The organism is Thiocapsa sp., assembly GCF_035467215.1.
GTDB lineage: Bacteria > Pseudomonadota > Gammaproteobacteria > Chromatiales > Chromatiaceae > Thiocapsa.
Map to the genome: position 1 here is coordinate 1 of NZ_DATITZ010000089.1, position 16,725 is coordinate 16,725.

16 protein-coding genes and 1 pseudogene are annotated in these 16,725 nt (G+C 64.1%); 2 read left to right on the top strand and 15 right to left on the bottom strand.

All coding sequences use genetic code 11. The features are described 5' to 3' along the window. The 10 genes and pseudogenes from VLR48_RS04680 to cbiM form a co-directional block, all read right to left on the bottom strand. Positions 1-881 (bottom strand): annotated as a pseudogene (locus VLR48_RS04680) (translocation/assembly module TamB); the annotation flags it as partial. After that, entirely contained in the window at positions 878-2,683 is a 1,806-nt protein-coding gene (locus VLR48_RS04685; protein WP_325290665.1) for an autotransporter assembly complex family protein, read from the bottom strand. The gene VLR48_RS04685 and the pseudogene VLR48_RS04680, both read right to left, overlap by 4 nt. Before the next feature lie 307 nt (positions 2,684-2,990). Then, positions 2,991-3,815 carry an ion transporter gene (locus VLR48_RS04690; RefSeq protein ID WP_325290666.1) on the bottom strand — a complete coding sequence of 275 codons (825 nt, stop codon included), beginning with the start codon at positions 3,813-3,815 and terminating at the stop codon, positions 2,991-2,993. 39 nt (positions 3,816-3,854) lie between these two features. Then, positions 3,855-4,064, bottom strand: a complete 210-nt coding sequence (locus VLR48_RS04695) for a CopZ family metallochaperone (RefSeq protein ID WP_325290667.1) — start codon at positions 4,062-4,064, stop codon at positions 3,855-3,857. 154 nt (positions 4,065-4,218) lie between these two features. Further along, a complete protein-coding gene (gene glk / locus VLR48_RS04700; RefSeq protein WP_325290668.1) occupies positions 4,219-5,193 on the bottom strand; it encodes a glucokinase in 975 nt (324 codons plus the stop codon). A gap of 297 nt (positions 5,194-5,490) precedes the next feature. Further along, positions 5,491-5,826, bottom strand: coding sequence for a sulfur globule protein CV3 (locus tag VLR48_RS04705; protein ID WP_296701680.1), 336 nt, complete (start codon positions 5,824-5,826; stop codon positions 5,491-5,493). 564 nt (positions 5,827-6,390) lie between these two features. Further along, positions 6,391-7,416, bottom strand: coding sequence for an MlaD family protein (locus tag VLR48_RS04710; protein ID WP_325290669.1), 1,026 nt, complete (start codon positions 7,414-7,416; stop codon positions 6,391-6,393). Continuing rightward, entirely contained in the window at positions 7,413-8,225 is an 813-nt protein-coding gene (locus VLR48_RS04715) for an ABC transporter ATP-binding protein (RefSeq protein WP_325290670.1), read from the bottom strand. The genes VLR48_RS04710 and VLR48_RS04715 overlap by 4 nt, the downstream gene beginning before the upstream one ends. Positions 8,226-8,276: 51 nt before the next feature. Further along, the gene (locus VLR48_RS04720; protein ID WP_325290671.1) at positions 8,277-9,464 is read right to left on the bottom strand and encodes an ABC transporter permease; all 1,188 of its coding nucleotides are present in this window, start codon (positions 9,462-9,464) and stop codon (positions 8,277-8,279) included. 103 nt (positions 9,465-9,567) lie between these two features. Continuing rightward, the gene (gene cbiM, locus VLR48_RS04725) at positions 9,568-10,221 is read right to left on the bottom strand and encodes a cobalt transporter CbiM (RefSeq protein WP_325290672.1); all 654 of its coding nucleotides are present in this window, start codon (positions 10,219-10,221) and stop codon (positions 9,568-9,570) included. Between the two features lie 418 nt (positions 10,222-10,639). Here cbiM and VLR48_RS04730 point away from each other — a divergent pair, with 418 nt between their 5' ends. Continuing rightward, positions 10,640-11,242 (top strand): DUF2076 domain-containing protein, encoded by a 603-nt coding sequence (locus tag VLR48_RS04730; protein WP_325290673.1) that lies wholly within the window; start codon positions 10,640-10,642, stop codon positions 11,240-11,242. A 10-nt stretch (positions 11,243-11,252) separates the two neighbouring features. Further along, on the top strand, positions 11,253-11,690 hold the full coding sequence (gene nikR / locus VLR48_RS04735) for a nickel-responsive transcriptional regulator NikR (protein ID WP_325290674.1): 438 nt from the start codon (positions 11,253-11,255) through the stop codon (positions 11,688-11,690). Positions 11,691-11,876: 186 nt separating this feature from the next. On the opposite strand, the gene VLR48_RS04740 is transcribed toward nikR, so the two are convergent. From VLR48_RS04740 to VLR48_RS04760, 5 genes are all read right to left on the bottom strand, one after another. After that, the gene (locus VLR48_RS04740; protein WP_325290675.1) at positions 11,877-12,779 is read right to left on the bottom strand and encodes a transglutaminase family protein; all 903 of its coding nucleotides are present in this window, start codon (positions 12,777-12,779) and stop codon (positions 11,877-11,879) included. Beyond that, positions 12,776-13,741 carry an alpha-E domain-containing protein gene (locus VLR48_RS04745; protein ID WP_325290676.1) on the bottom strand — a complete coding sequence of 322 codons (966 nt, stop codon included), beginning with the start codon at positions 13,739-13,741 and terminating at the stop codon, positions 12,776-12,778. The genes VLR48_RS04740 and VLR48_RS04745 overlap by 4 nt, the downstream gene beginning before the upstream one ends. Then, on the bottom strand, positions 13,741-15,213 hold the full coding sequence (locus VLR48_RS04750) for a circularly permuted type 2 ATP-grasp protein (protein ID WP_325290677.1): 1,473 nt from the start codon (positions 15,211-15,213) through the stop codon (positions 13,741-13,743). The genes VLR48_RS04745 and VLR48_RS04750 overlap by 1 nt, the downstream gene beginning before the upstream one ends. A gap of 214 nt (positions 15,214-15,427) precedes the next feature. Further along, positions 15,428-16,072, bottom strand: coding sequence for a TrkA family potassium uptake protein (locus VLR48_RS04755; protein WP_325290678.1), 645 nt, complete (start codon positions 16,070-16,072; stop codon positions 15,428-15,430). Between the two features lie 181 nt (positions 16,073-16,253). Next, positions 16,254-16,725: potassium transporter TrkG (locus tag VLR48_RS04760; protein ID WP_325290679.1), on the bottom strand; the 472-nt coding region annotated here is incomplete at its 5' end.

Below are 16,725 nucleotides of genomic sequence, written 5' to 3' on the forward strand. Positions count from 1 at the left end.
TCCACGCCGAGGATCTCCAGCCGACCATCCCAAGCCGGCTCCCCGAGCGGGTCCTCGACCCGGACATCCAGATCCGCCTGCGCCGAGCCGCTCAAACGGTGTCGGACCTGCAAGGATGCCAGATCACCCGTGAGCTGTGCCGAGCCCTGCAAGGCAATCGCGGGGGGCTGCGTCAACTCCCAGGCGAGGTCCAGATCCAACGGATAGTCGCCGCTCAGCTCGACCCGACCGAAGGCGCGCGCGGCTAGCCGCGGGGCCGGCAGCACCACCTCCAAGCGCGTGACCTCGAGCGCGCTGCCCCGCAGGCTCGCGGACAGGTTCGCATCCTCGATCACGAAGAAGGGCTCGGCCTCGCCGTGCTTGAAGAGACGCAGCCGCTCGACCTGCGCCTCGTGCAGCTCGATGCGAAGCGGCAAGGCAATGTCGGGCAGGACGAGCGGTTTGGGCTCTTCGGGACTCGGCGGCAACACCAGATCCAGGTCATGGATCCGCAGCACCTGGATCGGCAGATCTCCGCGAAGGGCGGCAACGGGCGACCAGTTCAGACCGATGCTGCCGGCACGCATCTCGAAGTCCGCAACCGTGATCGCAAGCCGATCGAGCGTGAACCGACCCGTGATGCGCCCTTCGACGCGCTCGACGCTCAGGACACCGGGTACCAAGTCCTCCACCAACCCGATCGCGAAGCGCAGACCGCTCTGAGTCCCGAGCACCAAGCCCAGCATCAGGACCAACAGGAACGTCAAGGAGACGACCAGCCCGAAAATCAGGCGCAGCGGCCGGACGCGCCGACGCCGCCGGGTCTGCGCGGGGGCGGCCTGCGTCGGCTCGGCCGGCGCGGGCCCCTCCGGGGGGAGCGCGGAGGTGTCGGTCTCGCTCATAGATCGGGCCCGATGACGAAGACGAGGCGTGCCGGGGGCCAGCCGTCGCCGATCTCGTAGTCGTTTTGGGTAAACGGCAATGCGAGATCCACGCGGACCTGGCCGATGGGCGATGCCCAACGCACACCGAAGCCGACGCTCTGCTGAAACTTGTTCTCGTAGTCGGGATCGAAGGCGTTGCCGAAATCGGTGAAGACGGCGGCACTCCAGGGGCCGCGGATGGTGCGTTCGAGCTCGAGGCTACCGACCCCGAGATAGCGCCCGCCGACGGTCTCATCGTTGAAGGGCTCGGTCGGCCCCAGTGCGTTGTAGCCCCAACCGCGGATGGTGTTGTCGCCGCCGGTGAAGAAGCGGCGACTCGCCGGGAGCTCGGTCAGATCTTCCGCCAGGGTCACGCCCAGATCGGCGCGGGTGATGAAGCGGTACTTGTCCGCAAAGCCGTGAATCCACTTGAGCTGCAAGGCGGCGCTCAGATACGAGGCGTTCGAGATCAGGCCCTCGACGGCCCCCAGGACACCGTAGCGGATCCGGTATCCGCGCTTGGTGTTGATCGGGTCGTCAGCGACGGTCTTCGACCAGGAAATGTTGGGCGCCAGCTCGGATGAGGTCCCGGTCTGGATGTCGCTGATCTCGTAATCCTCGTAGGTGTAGTCGATGCCGACGGTGCGGCGCCAGTTGCTCGGCGTGAGTGTCGAGTGCGCAACCTGAACCGAGTTGAGCCAGCCCTTCTGCGTGTTGATGTTGGACCAGGTCGACTGGGGCTTGATGATGATGTAGTCGCGCGTCGGATCCTGAATCGGAATCCGGTAGTCGAAGCTCCATTGGGAGAGCACGGGCGAGAGCTGCAGCTCGGTTCGGAAGTTATGCCCCCACTGATTGACGTAACGACGACGCCAATCCGCACTGACCCGCGGGCCGGTATCGGTCGTGAAGCCGGCACCGATGCGGTACTTATCACGTTTGTTGCGGGTCGCGACCACCTCGATCGGCACCAACGTATCGTCGCCGGTCGCATCCTTGCGGGGCACGATCTCCACGTCGCTGAAATACTCGGTACCGAGCAGCCGCCCCTGCAGCGCAAGGAGTAGATTCGGGTCGTAGACGACCCCGGGCTCGAAATTCAGGAAGGAACGCAGAAACTTGTCGTTCAGAAGGTCCTGCTTGAAGGACACCTTGCCGAGATAATAGCGTGGCCCGGTGTCGAGCTCGAACTCGACGATCGCCTCATAGGCCACCATGTCGACGAGGACGCGGTTGCGTGCGAGGTTGTAGTCCAGGTAACCGCCCGAGGATGCGCGAGAGCGCAGATCGGATTTGGCCGCCTCGTACTTGGCGTGGAGCAGGACGTCTCCGACCTGCATCGGAAAGGTCTTGGGAAAGGCGGGGTCATCGGCCCCCTCCCCGATGACCGCGTAGTCAACGCGACCGATCTTCACCGCCGATCCGGGAACCACCGCGTAGGTCGCAACCCAGGTGCCGTTCGGATCGGGAGGCACCTCGAGTCGATCCGTGACCTCGACCTGATAGAGGCCGAAGGGCGCCAAGGCATCGCGGATCTGATCGGGCGCCAACCTGTGCAGCGCCTCGACACGCGCGGGCGTCAGATCGGCCTCCGCGCGCTCCTGATAGATCGACAGCAAGGCGAGGACGTTCGTCTCCTGCTCGCCCGCAAGGCCAGTGACCTTCACGTCGAGCCTCATCGCAAACGCGTTGCCGGCGGCCAGCATCAAGGCGACCAGCATCAGCCATGCGCCGGCTCCCGAGCGCACGATCGCGGGCCGGGCTGCATCGATTGACTGCACCGCTCGACCTCTTCGCGCTTGATCCAAACTTGCCCCCTCGACCATCGACAAAAACAACCCGACACGGCCTCGGAGCCGCGACGAATCGACACCGCAAAAATAGCCGGTCTATTCGTTGACGAATTACAACAACAAGCATCCCAAAAGCGACAGTTTGTATCATAGTACCAAACACAAGTGCGCGCACGGGGCCGACCCCGTCGAACGCGTCGGCTCGACCCGGTGCCGATACGACACCTTGCCGACGCCGCGCCGGCGCCGATCCAGACCAGATCCGATTAGATCCGCTCCGACGCGCCCGACGCGATCAGCTCGGCTCGCGACGGATCGCCAGGTCACGGCGCAATCCCTCGATCTCCTCGCGCAAGGCACGCACCTCGAGCTCTACATGACGGGTATCCCGGTGCACCGTGTCCTCGATGCGCTCGCGCTCCGCGGCATGTTGATCGTCGTGCAGCGTCTGCATGGTGTCGACGATGATGCCGATGAAGAGGTTCAGCATCGTAAAGGTCGCGATCAGGATGAAGGGAATGAAGAACAGCCAGGCATAGGGATAGACATCCATCACCGGACGGACGATCCCCATCGACCAGCTCTCCAACGTCATGATCTGAAACAGGGTGTACATGGATCCGCCGAGCGTGCCGAACCACTCCGGAAAGCGCGCCCCGAAAAGACCTGTCGCGATCACGGCGGCCACGTAAAAGAGCAGCAACATCAAAGAGGCGATCGAGGCGATGCCGGGCAACGCCTTGAGCAATGCCTCGACGACAAACCTCAGTCGCGGCGACACCGAGGCCAAACGTAAGACGCGAAGAACGCGCAGCGCGCGCAAGACCGCAAGCGGCCCGCTCGCCGGGACCAGCGCGATCGCGATCACGATAAAATCGAAGAGGTTCCAGCCTCGACGGAAAAAATCCAGCCGTTGGGCAAAGAGCTTCAGCAGGATTTCGGCGACGAACGCGGCTAGGATCACCCGATCGAGCAGATGCAGGATGCCGCCATAACTCGCCATCATGCTCGAAGAGGTCTCCAAACCCAGGGTAACCGCATTGATCAGGATCAGCGCGATGATGATGCGCTGTATCCGGGTCGACTCGATCCATGCACCGACCTTCTCACGGCTCGACATAGCAACTGCCTCCGACAAAACTCATGATCCGCTCCGAGCTCATTCGGAAGGCGCAGGCTCCGCACCATAGCCCTCCGCCACGACGGCCGCGATCAAGGCGTCGAGATCGGCCTGCCCCTCTACGCGGGCGCAACCGAGCTCCAAATCCACCACGGCGGACTCGACGCCGGCAACGGCCTCGAGCGCCGAGGTCACCGCGCGCACACAGTGGCCGCAGCTCATCCCGGTAATGCTGAGTGTTTGTGTCATGGGTTCTCTCTTCTTAGGTTGAGCCTCCTGCCTCCTGCCTCCTGCTCTCAAGCTCGATCTATGTGGGCAGACTCACGGCTGGGTGCTGGGTGCTAGGTGCTGATGGCTGGCGGCTGACGGCTGGAGGCTGGAGGCTGGAGGCTGGAAGCTCTCCCTACTGCGACGCCAGAAACAGCGCCGCGCCCATCAGCGGCGCGCTCGGCTGCACGATGACCCGAACCGGCATCGCGCGCATCAGGGGTTCCAGCCGACCTTTGTCGAAGAAGCCGTCCAGGAAGGCGCTGCGGCGCAGGACATCGAGATTCTTCGGCGCGATGCCGCCGCCCAAAAAGACACCGCCGAGCGCCATCTGTTTGAGCGCCATGTTCCCCGCCTCGCGGCCGTACAGCCGAAAGAACAGCTCCATCGTCTCGATGCAGACCGGGCAGGCGTTCTCCGCGGCGGCCACCGCGATGACCGCAGCGGCGTCGCCGGTCTCGATCGCCTCGCGCAAGGGCGGGAGCGATGCGATACCGCGCCACTCGGACAGGAAATCGTAGAGATTTCGGATCCCGAGTCCGGAGACCACGCGCTCCCAACTGACGCGCCCGAAGCGCTGCTTCAGAAAGGCGTGGAGTGCACACTCGCGCTCGTCGGTCGGCGCAAAATCGGCGTGCCCGCCTTCGGTCGCGAAGGGGTGATGACGCAGACCGTCCCAGAACAAACCGGCCTCGCCGAGCCCGGTACCTGCGGCCACGACGCAGGCGTTGCCGTGGATCGACTCGCCCGGATGGAGCTCGGCCACATCCTCCGGGCCCAAGGCCGCAAGGCCCCAAGCCGTCGCCGCGAGATCATTGAGCAATGCGACCCCGGCAAATCCGAGCGCCTGCTCCATGGCGTCGGCATCCAGCGTCCAGGGAAGATTCGTCGCCTGGCTGCGCCGATCCCGCACAGGTCCGGCGATCGCGAAGGCCGCGAACCGACAGCCCACCCCCGTGTCCTCCAAATAGCGCCGGACGATCTCGTCGAGCGAGGCGAACTCCGCGCTCGGATACTGCCTCGTCTGCTCGAGATCGACCTTGTCCCGGTGCGTTTTTGCAAGACCCAGTGCGGTCTTGGTCCCCCCGATATCGCCAACGAGTACACGCATGTCGTCTCTCCGGTCACGTCGCTACCGGGGCGCGCTTCCGCTCGCAACCCCCTGCCGACCCGTCATCGGCCGGCCAACCGACACGGATCATAGCAGGCGACGGGCGCTGCCGGGGCTGCGGAGGCGGAAGTTCAAGGGAGCTGCCGAGCCCAGACGCCTCCCGATGACGCCATGCACGGCGCCGCCGGCGAGCGGATGATCCGATCGCCAAGCTCGGAGTCCGGAACGAACGCCCGCCCCGACACCGAGCGGCGCCGGGGCGAGGATACTCAGGGGCTGGAGGGAATGGCTCGGGGGTTACTTGTCGGTATCAGCGCTCGACGTGCCGGACGTACTCGTCGGGTAGCTATAGGCGGGATAGGCGTAGGCCGGATAGCCATACAGAGGCGCGCCCCACCCGTAAGGGGCACCGACCCCGTAAGGCGCACCGTAGAGACCGTAGGGATGATATCCATATCCGCCATAGGGATAGCCGCCGTAGGGGCCGTACCACGGAGAGTTCCAGGGCCCACCCCAACCACCCGGGAACATCCCGAAGGGTCCGGAGCCCCAGAAGGCGTTCGCGGACATGGAACCGAACGCCGACACAGCGGCGACAGCCGCAGCAAGCACAAGCCGTTTTGTTGTCGTCATCACATTTCTCCCGTCTCGAGAAACCTGTTGAGCACGCCGTGAGCACGATTCGCCCCGACGTGCGGACAAGAGTAGGACGGAATCAGGGTTAGAGCTTTGATCTTGATCAATAATCGCTAATATTAGCGATCATCTCAAAAAACCCGCCCAAGCCACACTACTCGTGGATGACGGTGCCGCGAAACACCAGGCAAAAAAACCAAAATAAGGACTTGCTTAATTAGAATCTGCTTATATAATGATCCCCATACCAGCAACCACTCGAAATCGGAGATGTACCATGGGTGCCTTAGGTGTTCTTGCCGCAGTCGCTCTGCTCGCGGGCGGAGTCCAAACCACGATGGTCATGCCGGAGTCTGAGCGTCTCGCCAGAGAAGAGTCGAAAGAGCCGGTCGTCGAAGTCCAGGCAGTTTCCACCGACTCGACCCAGACCGTGAGCTTCCTCGACTTCTAGTCGAGTCCAGCCTCGGCTAAACAGGCCCGGTCCGCTTGCGGACCGGGCCTGCTTTTTTTCGGGGCCGCCAAAATCCGAAATCGGCGGCTTGCACTGCGACCGTCTCGACGCTAGCGCTTACCGCGCAACAGCGCGTCCGGATGCCGCTCCAGATAATCGGCGAGATCCCGAAGCGATCGAGCCGCGTCCGAGGCCTCGACCAGAAACCGGTCGAGCCGAGCGCGTGTCGCGGAGGAATCCCCGGTCAAGGATCCCAGCGAGCGCATGGCGCCCTCGACCTCGCCAAGCACCGACAGGGTCGCGCCCGAAAGCGGGACCACCTGCTCGTCGACCCGGCGCACCAAACGCGCCAAGTCTTCGGTGAGCATCTCGATATTCTGCGTGACCGGGACCACGCCGGCTTGCACCGCTCGCGCCATCGCGCTGTAGTCTTCGAGGGTCGAATCCAGGCGCCGTGCGAGCGGTTGCACCTCCCGATCGAGATCTCCGAGCGTGACCCGAGCCTCGTCCAGCGTCGCGTTCAGGGTCTCGATCAACCTCAGCACCTCCCCGGATCCAATCAACTGGCGAACCGAGGCCAAGGTCAGCGCGGCCTCGTTGACCAGATCATCGAGCCGCAGATTTTCGAGCATCTCGGTCATACGATCGCGCGTCGCCTCGATCGAAGGCACCTCGACGACGTCCTCGGGATCCTTGATCAGCCGCGGCGGGCGGCCGGGAACCAGCTGCAGCGCGATCATGTACTGGCCGGTAACGAAGCTCACCGACTCGAGCCGAGCGTGCAGCCCGCGCTCCCGGACCAAGCGCCGCAGGATCTGCGCGGGCGAATCATCAGACCCCGCTCCGAGGATGTGCACGCTGTCGGGCCAGACCTCGTAGGTCACCGGCACGCTGAAGATCCCCGTATCCGGCGAGAAGCTCAGCTCGATCCCCGTCACACGTCCGACCGTCACCCCCTCGAACTGAACCCCCGCGCCGACGCTCAGCCCCTGCACCGAGCCCGGAAAGTAGGTCACCATCGGCACCCGCTCGCGAAAGAGCGCACCGCTGCCGAACACCAGGATCGCGATCACGACCAAGGTCAAGGCCCCGAGCACGAAGCCGCCGATCACCGTCGGATTGGCCTGTTTGCTCATGTCTCTCCCCGGCTCAAAAAATCACGGACGAGCTTGATCTCGCAATGCTCGCGCAGATCGCGGGGGTTGCCCGTGGTCAGCATGGTCTGGGTGGCGGCATCGAGGAACACCGAGTCGTCCGCGATGGCAAAGATGCTGGCCAGATCGTGTGTGACGACGACCATGGTTGTCCCCAGACTCTCGCGCAGCTCCAGGATCAAGTCATCGAGCAGACGCGCGCTCAGCGGATCCAGACCTGCGGAGGGCTCGTCGAAAAAGAGGATATCCGGATCAAGCGCCATCGCGCGGGCAACGCCGACGCGTTTGCGCATCCCCCCGCTGATCTCGGAGGGATAGTAGTCGCAATAGGCCGCAAGCCCGACCAAGGCCAGTTTGTAGACCGCGACCTCGTGGATCTGACTGCGCCGCAGGTCGGTATATTGCTCGAGCGGCAAGGCGACGTTCTCCTCAAGTGTCATGGAGCTCCAGAGTGCGCCGCTCTGATACATGACCCCGTTGCGACGCATCCGTCGGGTGCGCGCTTGTTGGGGCGCGTCCCAGAAACTCTCGCCGTCGAACAGGATCCGCCCGGCCTGCGGCGCCAGGAGTCCGATCAAGCTGCGCATGAGGGTGCTCTTGCCGCTGCCGCTGCCGCCCATGATGACGAAGACGTCGCCGCGCCGGACACCGAAGCTCAGATCGCGTTGGATCACCGTCTCGCCGTAGCCGACCGACACGGCATCGAGCAGGATATGTAAATCCGCCTGCTTGGCTATTGGCTCGGATACGGGCGCAGAGATCGGCGGCCTTGTCGGCCCATCGGGAGACATGCGCTCGGTCTTGTCCTCTGCGGCTTGGCTCGACATCGGCGCGGCAGCAGGTTACGACAGACCGATCGCGTCGAAGACGATGGTGAGGCCGGCCGAGGCGATCACGATGAAGACGATCGAGGTCACCACCGCCGAGGTCGTCGCCTCGCCGACCGCGGCAGCGCTGCGTCCGCTCTGCATCCCGCGCAGACAACCCGACACGGCGACGATGGCTCCGAAGACCGTCGCGCTGATCAAGCCTTGCGTGATGTGGTTCCAGCCGATCGCCGCAACCGTCTGGGTGAAATACTCGGTCGGGCTGAGACCACCGACCACGGTGCCGGCGAAGGCACCGCCCAGGATCCCCATGAGGTTTGCGTAGATCGCCAGGAGCGGCGTCATCGCCACCAGCGCGATCAGTCGCGGCAAGACCAGAAACTCGACCGGCGAGATCCCCAAGGTGCGCAGGGCATCGATCTCTTCGTTCACCTGCATGGTCCCGAGCTGAGCCGCAAAGGCCGCCCCGGTGCGCCCGGCGAGCACGATCGCGGTGACAAGCGCGCCCATCTGGATGACGATGGCGAGTCCGACCAGGTCGGCGACGAAGATCCGTGCACCGAATTGGGCCAACTGCTGATCGCCGATATACCCCAGGATAAGGCCGACGAGAAAGCTGATGAGACTGATGATCGGCAGGGCATCGGCACCGACCTCCTCGACCAGCAGCCAAAGCTCGGAGCGCCGGAAACGTGCGCGCCCCGAGAGCATCGCGCGCACCGCGAGCGTGACCTCGCCGATGAAGGCGAGGATCTCGCCGGTGGAGCGCGCCAGATCGATAAAATCCAGACCGAAACGCCGCAGAAAGGGGTCGGCATGCTCGTCGCGACCCTCGGCACGGCGCTCCGGCACGCTCGAGGCCAAACGCAACAGGGCCTGAATCCCGTCGGGCAGTCCATCCTCCTTGACCTCGATGCCGCGCTCCCGACACCGCCAGGCCAGTGACGCCAGGTAGCTCACGAGGCCGGAGTCCCAAGCGACCAGATCGGAGGTCTCGAAGGCGATGGACGCGGGTCCCGGCTCGGTGAACAGCTCGGCATCGATCCGATCCAGGTCCGGCAGGTCCGCATCGAGCTGCCAAGCACCGCCGATCGCCACAACCACGCAGCCGGCCTGGTCGCGCGCGAGCTCGATGCGCGCTGCGGGGTGCGGCTTGACGGAATTGGAGACGGGGTCGGTCATGGCACCGACAAGGATGCGCATGGCGGGCTATGCAGCGCAAGGAATATAAGGGCGTGTAGGGGCGACTTCAGTCGCCGTGAGCCTCCGACCGTATAGGCGACCGTTTGGGCGACTGAAGTCGCCCCTACATAGTCGTTCGCTCGGCCGGCAGGAGGCGAGCGTGCGCAGCTACCGGAAGCAGCTCGGGACGCACGGTCAAGAGAAGACGCAAGGTCGCCGCGGTAATGGCACCTTCGACGATCATCACGGGGATCTGAACGATCAGGATCAGCTTGGCCGCCACCAGGAATGCGCTCCCGCTCAGCGCAAGGGTACCGGCAACCGACACCGCGGAGGCGCCGAACGACAAGGCACCGACCAGGAAGCCGGCAACGAGCACCGTCGCCGACCGAGGAGAGACGTCCAAACGCAACAAGACCCCTTGCGCGAGCAGACCGATCAGGACCGCCGGAAGGGCCAGATTGAGCGTATTGACCCCGATCACGGTCAAACCGCCGAACCCGAAAAAGGCCGCCTGCAGCAACAGGCCGACCAGGATCGCGGGAAAGGCCGCCCAGCCGAGCAGCAACCCCATGAGTCCGGTCAGCATGAGATGGGCGCTCGACGGACCGACCGGCACATGGATGAGAGAGGCGATGAAAAAAACGGCCGTCAGGAGCCCTGCGCGCGGGATGGACTCGGTATCGAGCGCGCTCAAACCCCGAGCGACGCCCGCCACCGCGAGCATGGATGCGCCGATCAAGACCGGCGCACCGAGAACACCGTCGACGATGTGCATAGCTGTAATCGATGTCCGGACAAGGGCCAAGACGCGTAGCACCTTGGCGCAAGTGGTAATACCTGCGAAGGTAGCACTCGGCCCTGCAGGCGTCTACTCGGGGCCGACGGCGTCGGCAAGTCCCGCGGGGATACGTCCGGCGGGCACCGCTATTGGAGTCTCGGTGTCCGACCGGATATCGTCGGTGTTAAACCGCGTCCAGAGCGAGATGCTAAGTTTTCGAGTAAGCTCGACGCTTGCTGCATCCACGGCCCTTAGCGGGGACGCGGTTTAAAATAATATATTTTTAATGTCTTAAACCGCGCCAGCTCCACCGGTCGCCACGTCTGCCGGGGCCGATCTCATCCAAAAAAATCGCATACCGCGCCGGGCGCGGTTTAGGAGCCATTCGACCTGATTCACCCTTCGGAGCCGAGCCATGGACCATAACGACCAGATCCAAAACGAGCAGAGACTAAACGAGCAGCGGATTATCGACGACCTGTTCGGCAAGCTGCGCCAGGCCGAGCATCAGACCGGGCCACGCGATGCGGCCGCTGAGCAGCAGATCGCCGCGGCGGTCGCGCATCAGCCCGCGGCGCCCTACTACATGGCCCAAGCGCTCCTGGTCCAGGAGCGGGCCATCGAGGCGCTCGGCCAGCGGGTGCAGGAGCTCGAGCAGGAGCTGGCAAGCCGACCGGCAGCGGGCGGATTCCTCGACAACCTGTTCGGAGCACCGAACCCGCGTGCGGGTGCCCCGAGCCTTTCGGCCGGCGGACCCTTGGGGCGTGCGTTTCAGACGAGCGGTATGCAGCCCGGTCAAGCCAATCGGGCCGGCGGCGGTTTCCTGGGATCGGCACTGCAGACGGCGGTCGCGGTCGCAGGCGGCGTCATGATGGCCAACCTGCTGACCGGCCTCTTCACCGCCGATGAAGCGCAGGCGGCCGAGGGCGTCGAAGATCCGGGGCTGGATTCGGATTACGACCCGCAGATGATGGACGACGGCGATATGGGCGACTTCGACGGCTTCGATGACTTCTGAGAGGCCCGATATGTCCAGTGTCGAGGAGTCCGTTCGCGAGGAGACCATCCGTTTCAGCGTTTCCCTGCCCCGCCCCTTGCTGGAAGAGCTTGATCGACGCGTGGTCAACAAGGGCTATGCGTCGCGCTCCGAGCTGGTGCGCGACCTGATCCGCGAGCGGATCGTCGAGGAGACCTGGGAGCGCGGCGACGTGGAGGTCGCCGGCGTGCTCACCATCGTCTACGACCATCATCAACGCGAGCTCACCCAGCACATCCTGGACATCCAGCATCGTCAGTACGTTCATATCGTCGCGACGACCCATGTCCACATGGACCATCACAACTGTCTGGAGACCATCATCATTCGCGGCATGCCGGCCGAGATCGAGCGGCTGAGTTTGGAGATCGGCGGTTTGCGCGGGGTGCGGTTCTCGGAGTTGACGCGGGCCTCGCGCGTCCAGAACTGAACCGCGCTAAACCGCGTCCGGTGTTCTCGGAGATAGTCGAGTTGGCAGAGAGGCTACAACCCTCTTGAAACGCTGGAGTCGACGCGGTTTAGGATAAGAAAAACAATATTTTAAAAATTCTTGAACCGCGTCGACTACGACGACCTTTGGTCGGACGAGGCACGACGAATTCGAGATGTTCGCATATCACTCCGGATGCGGTTCAATTGGGGTGACGGCTAGGGTTTCTTCGAGCTCCGGCACCGAGCCGTCGCTGCGACAGGTCTGACGCAGCGGCTGCACGTCGCCCGCATCGCGCCCGACGGCCACCCGCATGTAGGTCGCATCGGCGAGCAGCCCCATCGCCGGGTCGACGCCGCGCCAGCCGCCGCCCGGGATCAGCACCTCGGCCCAGTGATGGAGCCTCTGCTCGCGCGGCTGGGTGCCCGGAGGATCCTCGTCGTCCGGGTCGAAATAGCTCGCATCCAGATACCCGGAGACGAATCGCGCCGGGATGGACCACTGCCGCATCAGGGCAATCAAGAGGTGCGCCAGATCGGCGGCGCAGCCACGCCCGGCCTCGAACAGCGCCGGAAGCGCCCTGACGGGGCGCACAACCTCCGGGTCGAACGGCGTCACCGACTGAATCCAGGCGCTCGCCTCCTGCACCTGATCCAGGAGCGGTCGATCCTCGCGCAGGCTCGGCACACGATGTCCGCAGATCTCCTCGGGCAACGCGGGGGTCAGCGGGCCTTGATGCAGGACGAAATCCCAGAGGCGCGGGGCTTGATGGAGGGCGTCGTCGATCCAGGCGCGTTCGCGTGCCTGCGCGATCACCGGGAAGTCGAAAGGATTGCTGCGGAGGGTCTCCACCTCGGCCCTCATGGTGAACGCAAGCTCGCGGTGCGCCCCCATCACCGCAAAATGGTGCGAGAGGTTACCGAACCCGTCCCGACAGGCGGCAACGCCGGCGTCGGGTGCCACCGAGAGCTGGATCTGCAGGAGCGACTGACTCTCGTCGTCCCATGGCGCCAGGCGGATTTGGACGTGATGCTCGCGTGCCGGGGCCGCGAAGTGGATCCGACAAACCCGCTCGATCTGATATCTCACTGAGCATCATCCCCTAGGTGCGCCTCGAAATAGTCGCTCTGCAACGCCGTGCCGAGATCGGCCAAGAGCCCGAGGAAGTCATCGAGATACTCGTGCAGACCGAGATCCAGGATGCCTTGGGGCGTCGCGCCGTCGAGATGACGACGCAACGCTGCGAGACGCTCGGGCACCGCGCCATCCGGCAAACTCCCGATGCGTCCGAGCGCGCGTTCCAAACCGTTCACACAGTAGGCGAGCGAACGCGGGAAATCCGTGTCGAGCACCACAAATTCCACAACGTCGATCGGGCGGATGCCGCCCTGATACTTGCGGCGATACGCCTCGAAACCGGAGAGCGACTTAAGCAGTGCGCCCCACTGATAATAGTCCAACGGCGAGCCGACGAGCTTCAGATCCGGCAGCAGCAGGTGGTAGCGCGTATCCAGGATGCGCGCGGTCATGTCCGCGCGCTCTTGGAGGCTGCCGAGCGCCATGAAGCCATAGGCTTGACCGCGCATCATGGTGCTCTGGGTCAGACCGAAGAAGGCCGCAACCTGGCGATGAATGAAGGCGTAGAACTCGGCCGCACGCCAGGGCTGCAGCGTCGTCTTCAGGTGCTTGTCGGCCGAGAGCCAGAGCTCGTTGAGCGCCTCCCACATCTCGCTCGAGATGCGATCGCGCACCACCCGCGCGTTCTCGCGGGCGAGCTTCAGACTGAGCAGGAGCGAGCCCGGATTATTCCGATCCTGGGTGAGCAGATGGATGACGCGCTGGACCGTCACACGCCCGTCGGTGTGGAGCTCCTCGTAGAGCTCGTCGGCGCCCATGATGGTGAGCAAGGGACGCCATTGCATCTCCTCGGTCGCACCCTCGTCGGCCTCGAGCATGTAGACGACATTGATGTCCAGCACGCGCGCGGTGTTGTCCGCACGCTCTAGGTGCCGGGTCATCCAATAGAGCGATTCAGCGATACGACTCAACATTAGTCGGCCAGCACCCAGGTGTCTTTACTGCCCCCGCCCTGCGAGGAGTTCACGACCAAGGATCCCTTGGTCATGGCGACCCGGGTCAAGCCGCCCGGAACCACCTCGATATCGCTGCCGTAGATGCTGAATGGACGCAGATCGAGATGGCGCGACTCCAGCTCCCCGTCGAGATAGCAGATGTGGCGCGAGAGCTGGATCACCGGCTGGGCGATATAGTTGCGCGGATTCTCCTCGATCTTGCGGGCAAACTCCGAACGCTGCGCGGTGGTGGACGAGGGCCCCATCAACATCCCGTAGCCGCCGGATTCGGCGACCGCTTTGATGACCATCTTCTCCATGTTGTCGAGCACGTACATCCGATCCTGGTGATCGGTCATCTGATAGGTCGGGACACTCGGCAGGATCGGTGATTCACCGAGGTAGTAGCGGATGATGTCCGGGACATAGGCATAGACCGCCTTGTCGTCGGCAATGCCCGCCCCCGGTGCATTGGCCAAGGCGACGTTGCCGGCCCGCCAGGCGTTGATGATCCCGGCCACGCCAAGCTCGGAATCCGAGCGAAACACCAGCGGATCGAGGAAGTCGTCGTCGACGCGCCGATAGACGACATCGACCTGACGCAGACCCTGCGTGGTCTTGAGATAGACCTTGTCGTTCTTGCAGACCAGATCGCGTCCCTCGGCCAGCTCCACGCCCATCTCCTTGGCGAGAAAGGTGTGCTCGAAATAGGCCGAATTGAAGATGCCGGGCGTGAGGACGACGATGGTCGCGTCGTCCGCACCGCGCGGCGAGAGATAACGCAGGGCCTGCAGCAGCAGCGCCGGATAATGCTCGACCCGGCGGACCCGATAGCGGGCGAAGAACTCGGGCAGGATGCGCCGCTCCACGATCCGGTTCTCGATCATGTAGGACACGCCGGACGGGGTGCGCAGGTTGTCCTCGAGCACCAGATAGCGACCGTCCTCGTCGCGGATCAGATCGACCCCGCTGATGTGGGTGTAGATGTCGTGCGGCGGGGTGATGTCCATGATCTCGCGCCGGAAGTCCTTGCCGCGGTAGATCAGCTCGGGCGGCACCACACCGTCCTTGAGGATCCGCTGACCGTGATAGAGATCTTTTAGAAAGAGGTTCAACGCGCGAATGCGCTGTTTGAGTCCGGCCTCGATCTGCGCCCACTCGATGGCCGTGATGATGCGCGGCAGGATGTCGAAGGGCCAGACCCGCTCGATCCCCTCCTCGTCGTTGGAATAGACGGTGAAGGTCACCCCCTCGGTGTGCAGCGTCAGATGGGCATCGCGTGCCTTCGCCCCGAGGATCTGCTGGCCGGTGGTCTGGATGTGCTCCCACATCGGCAGGTAGTGAGCGCGCGGACGGAAGTCGTCCTGATAGAACTCGTGGTAGGCCATCGCTTGTCCCGCGCGTTGCATCTGGATCTGGCCGGCACCGCCGGATTGGAATTGTCTAAGCATCTCCGTGAACCCCACAACATGGCCCATAACGGATGAAACTAGTCAAGAAACGCGCCAACATGCCGTGCGCTCCGACCCGACGCCAACCCCTTTATCCATATGGGACTACTCCTTTGGAGTGATGGCGTCGCGACAGCACGCCGCACCATCCAGGTGCACCTTCGCAGGGACGGACCAAAAAACCGAGCATCGCCGCACGACGATCGAGCGCGTCCTACTCGAAGCGCTGGCGGAGCGCTTTCAGCCCCCGCGCCCGCGTCAGCAACACGACCTCGTCCCCGACATGCAGACGCATCTGAGGATCGGCGAATTTGAGCTCCTCGCCGTTGCGATAGATGCAGATGGCCCGAGCGACATCCGGGATCGCCAACTCTTCGAGTGCCGTCGCCGACGCCTCGTCGACCTTGAAGGAAAAGATCCGAGTGTCGCCGCGCAGGATGTCGGAGATGGCGATGATGTCCTGCCCCTCGGCCATGTCGGCGAGATAGCGGCCAACGGTGTGCATCGGCACCAGCGAGTCGGCCAGACCCAACTCGGAGCAGATGTGCTCGAGATCCGGATCCTCGATCTTGGTCACGACCCGTCGGTAACCCAGAGAGCGCGCCACCAGACTGGCGATGATGTTGGACTGATCGTCGTGGGTCAGGCAGAAGAGGAGATCGGTATTCTCGGGGTCGGCCTCGCGCAGGATCGCCGGCCGGGTGCCGTCGCCGTGGATAAAGCCCACGTCGAGCTTGTCTTGAAACAGCTCGATCGTCGCCGGATCGCGCTCGATAATCACGACCTCGTGACCGCGCTCCACGAGCATCCGCCCGGTAAGCACGGCGAGGGTTCCGCTGCCGATGAAGACGAATCGCATGTCGAGTCCCTCGTTGCGGGGAAAGTCGCCAGTCGCCAGCCTCCAGCTGCCAGCTCTCAGCCGTCAGCCGTCAGCCGTCAGCCGTTACTTTAGGTGATTTCCGGAAATCAGCATCCCGACTGCGCGGACGATTCGGCCGGAAGTAATGCCAACGGTCGCCGCGAAGCGGCGACACCGCCGATCAAGGCTTATACCAAGTCCCCGGAAACAGCAAGACCAGCAAGGCGATGATCTCCAGACGCCCGGCCAACATGTTCAGGCTCAGCAGCAGCTTGAGCCCGGGCTCCAGGTCGGGGCCGGTAATCCCCACGGACAGACCCACCGTCGCCGTGGCCGAGACAACCTCGAAGAGGGCGTCCAGCGCCGGATAGCCCGCGACGAGAAAGGCCATCCAGGACCCGAGCACCAGCAGCACGAACAGCAGGATCAGAACCAGGGCATGCTCGATCTGGAGGCCGCCGAGGGTCCGGTCGCCGATCGCCGGCTGGACCACTGCATGACGCGGCAGTTGAACACGCATCACGGCGAGCTGGATCATGCGGATCAGGATCAGCAGGCGCAGGAGCTTGATGCCGCCGGCCGTCGAGCCGACGCCGCCGCCGGTGGCCATAGAGAGGATCAGGACACCTTTGGCCGCCGGGTCCAGCTCGCTC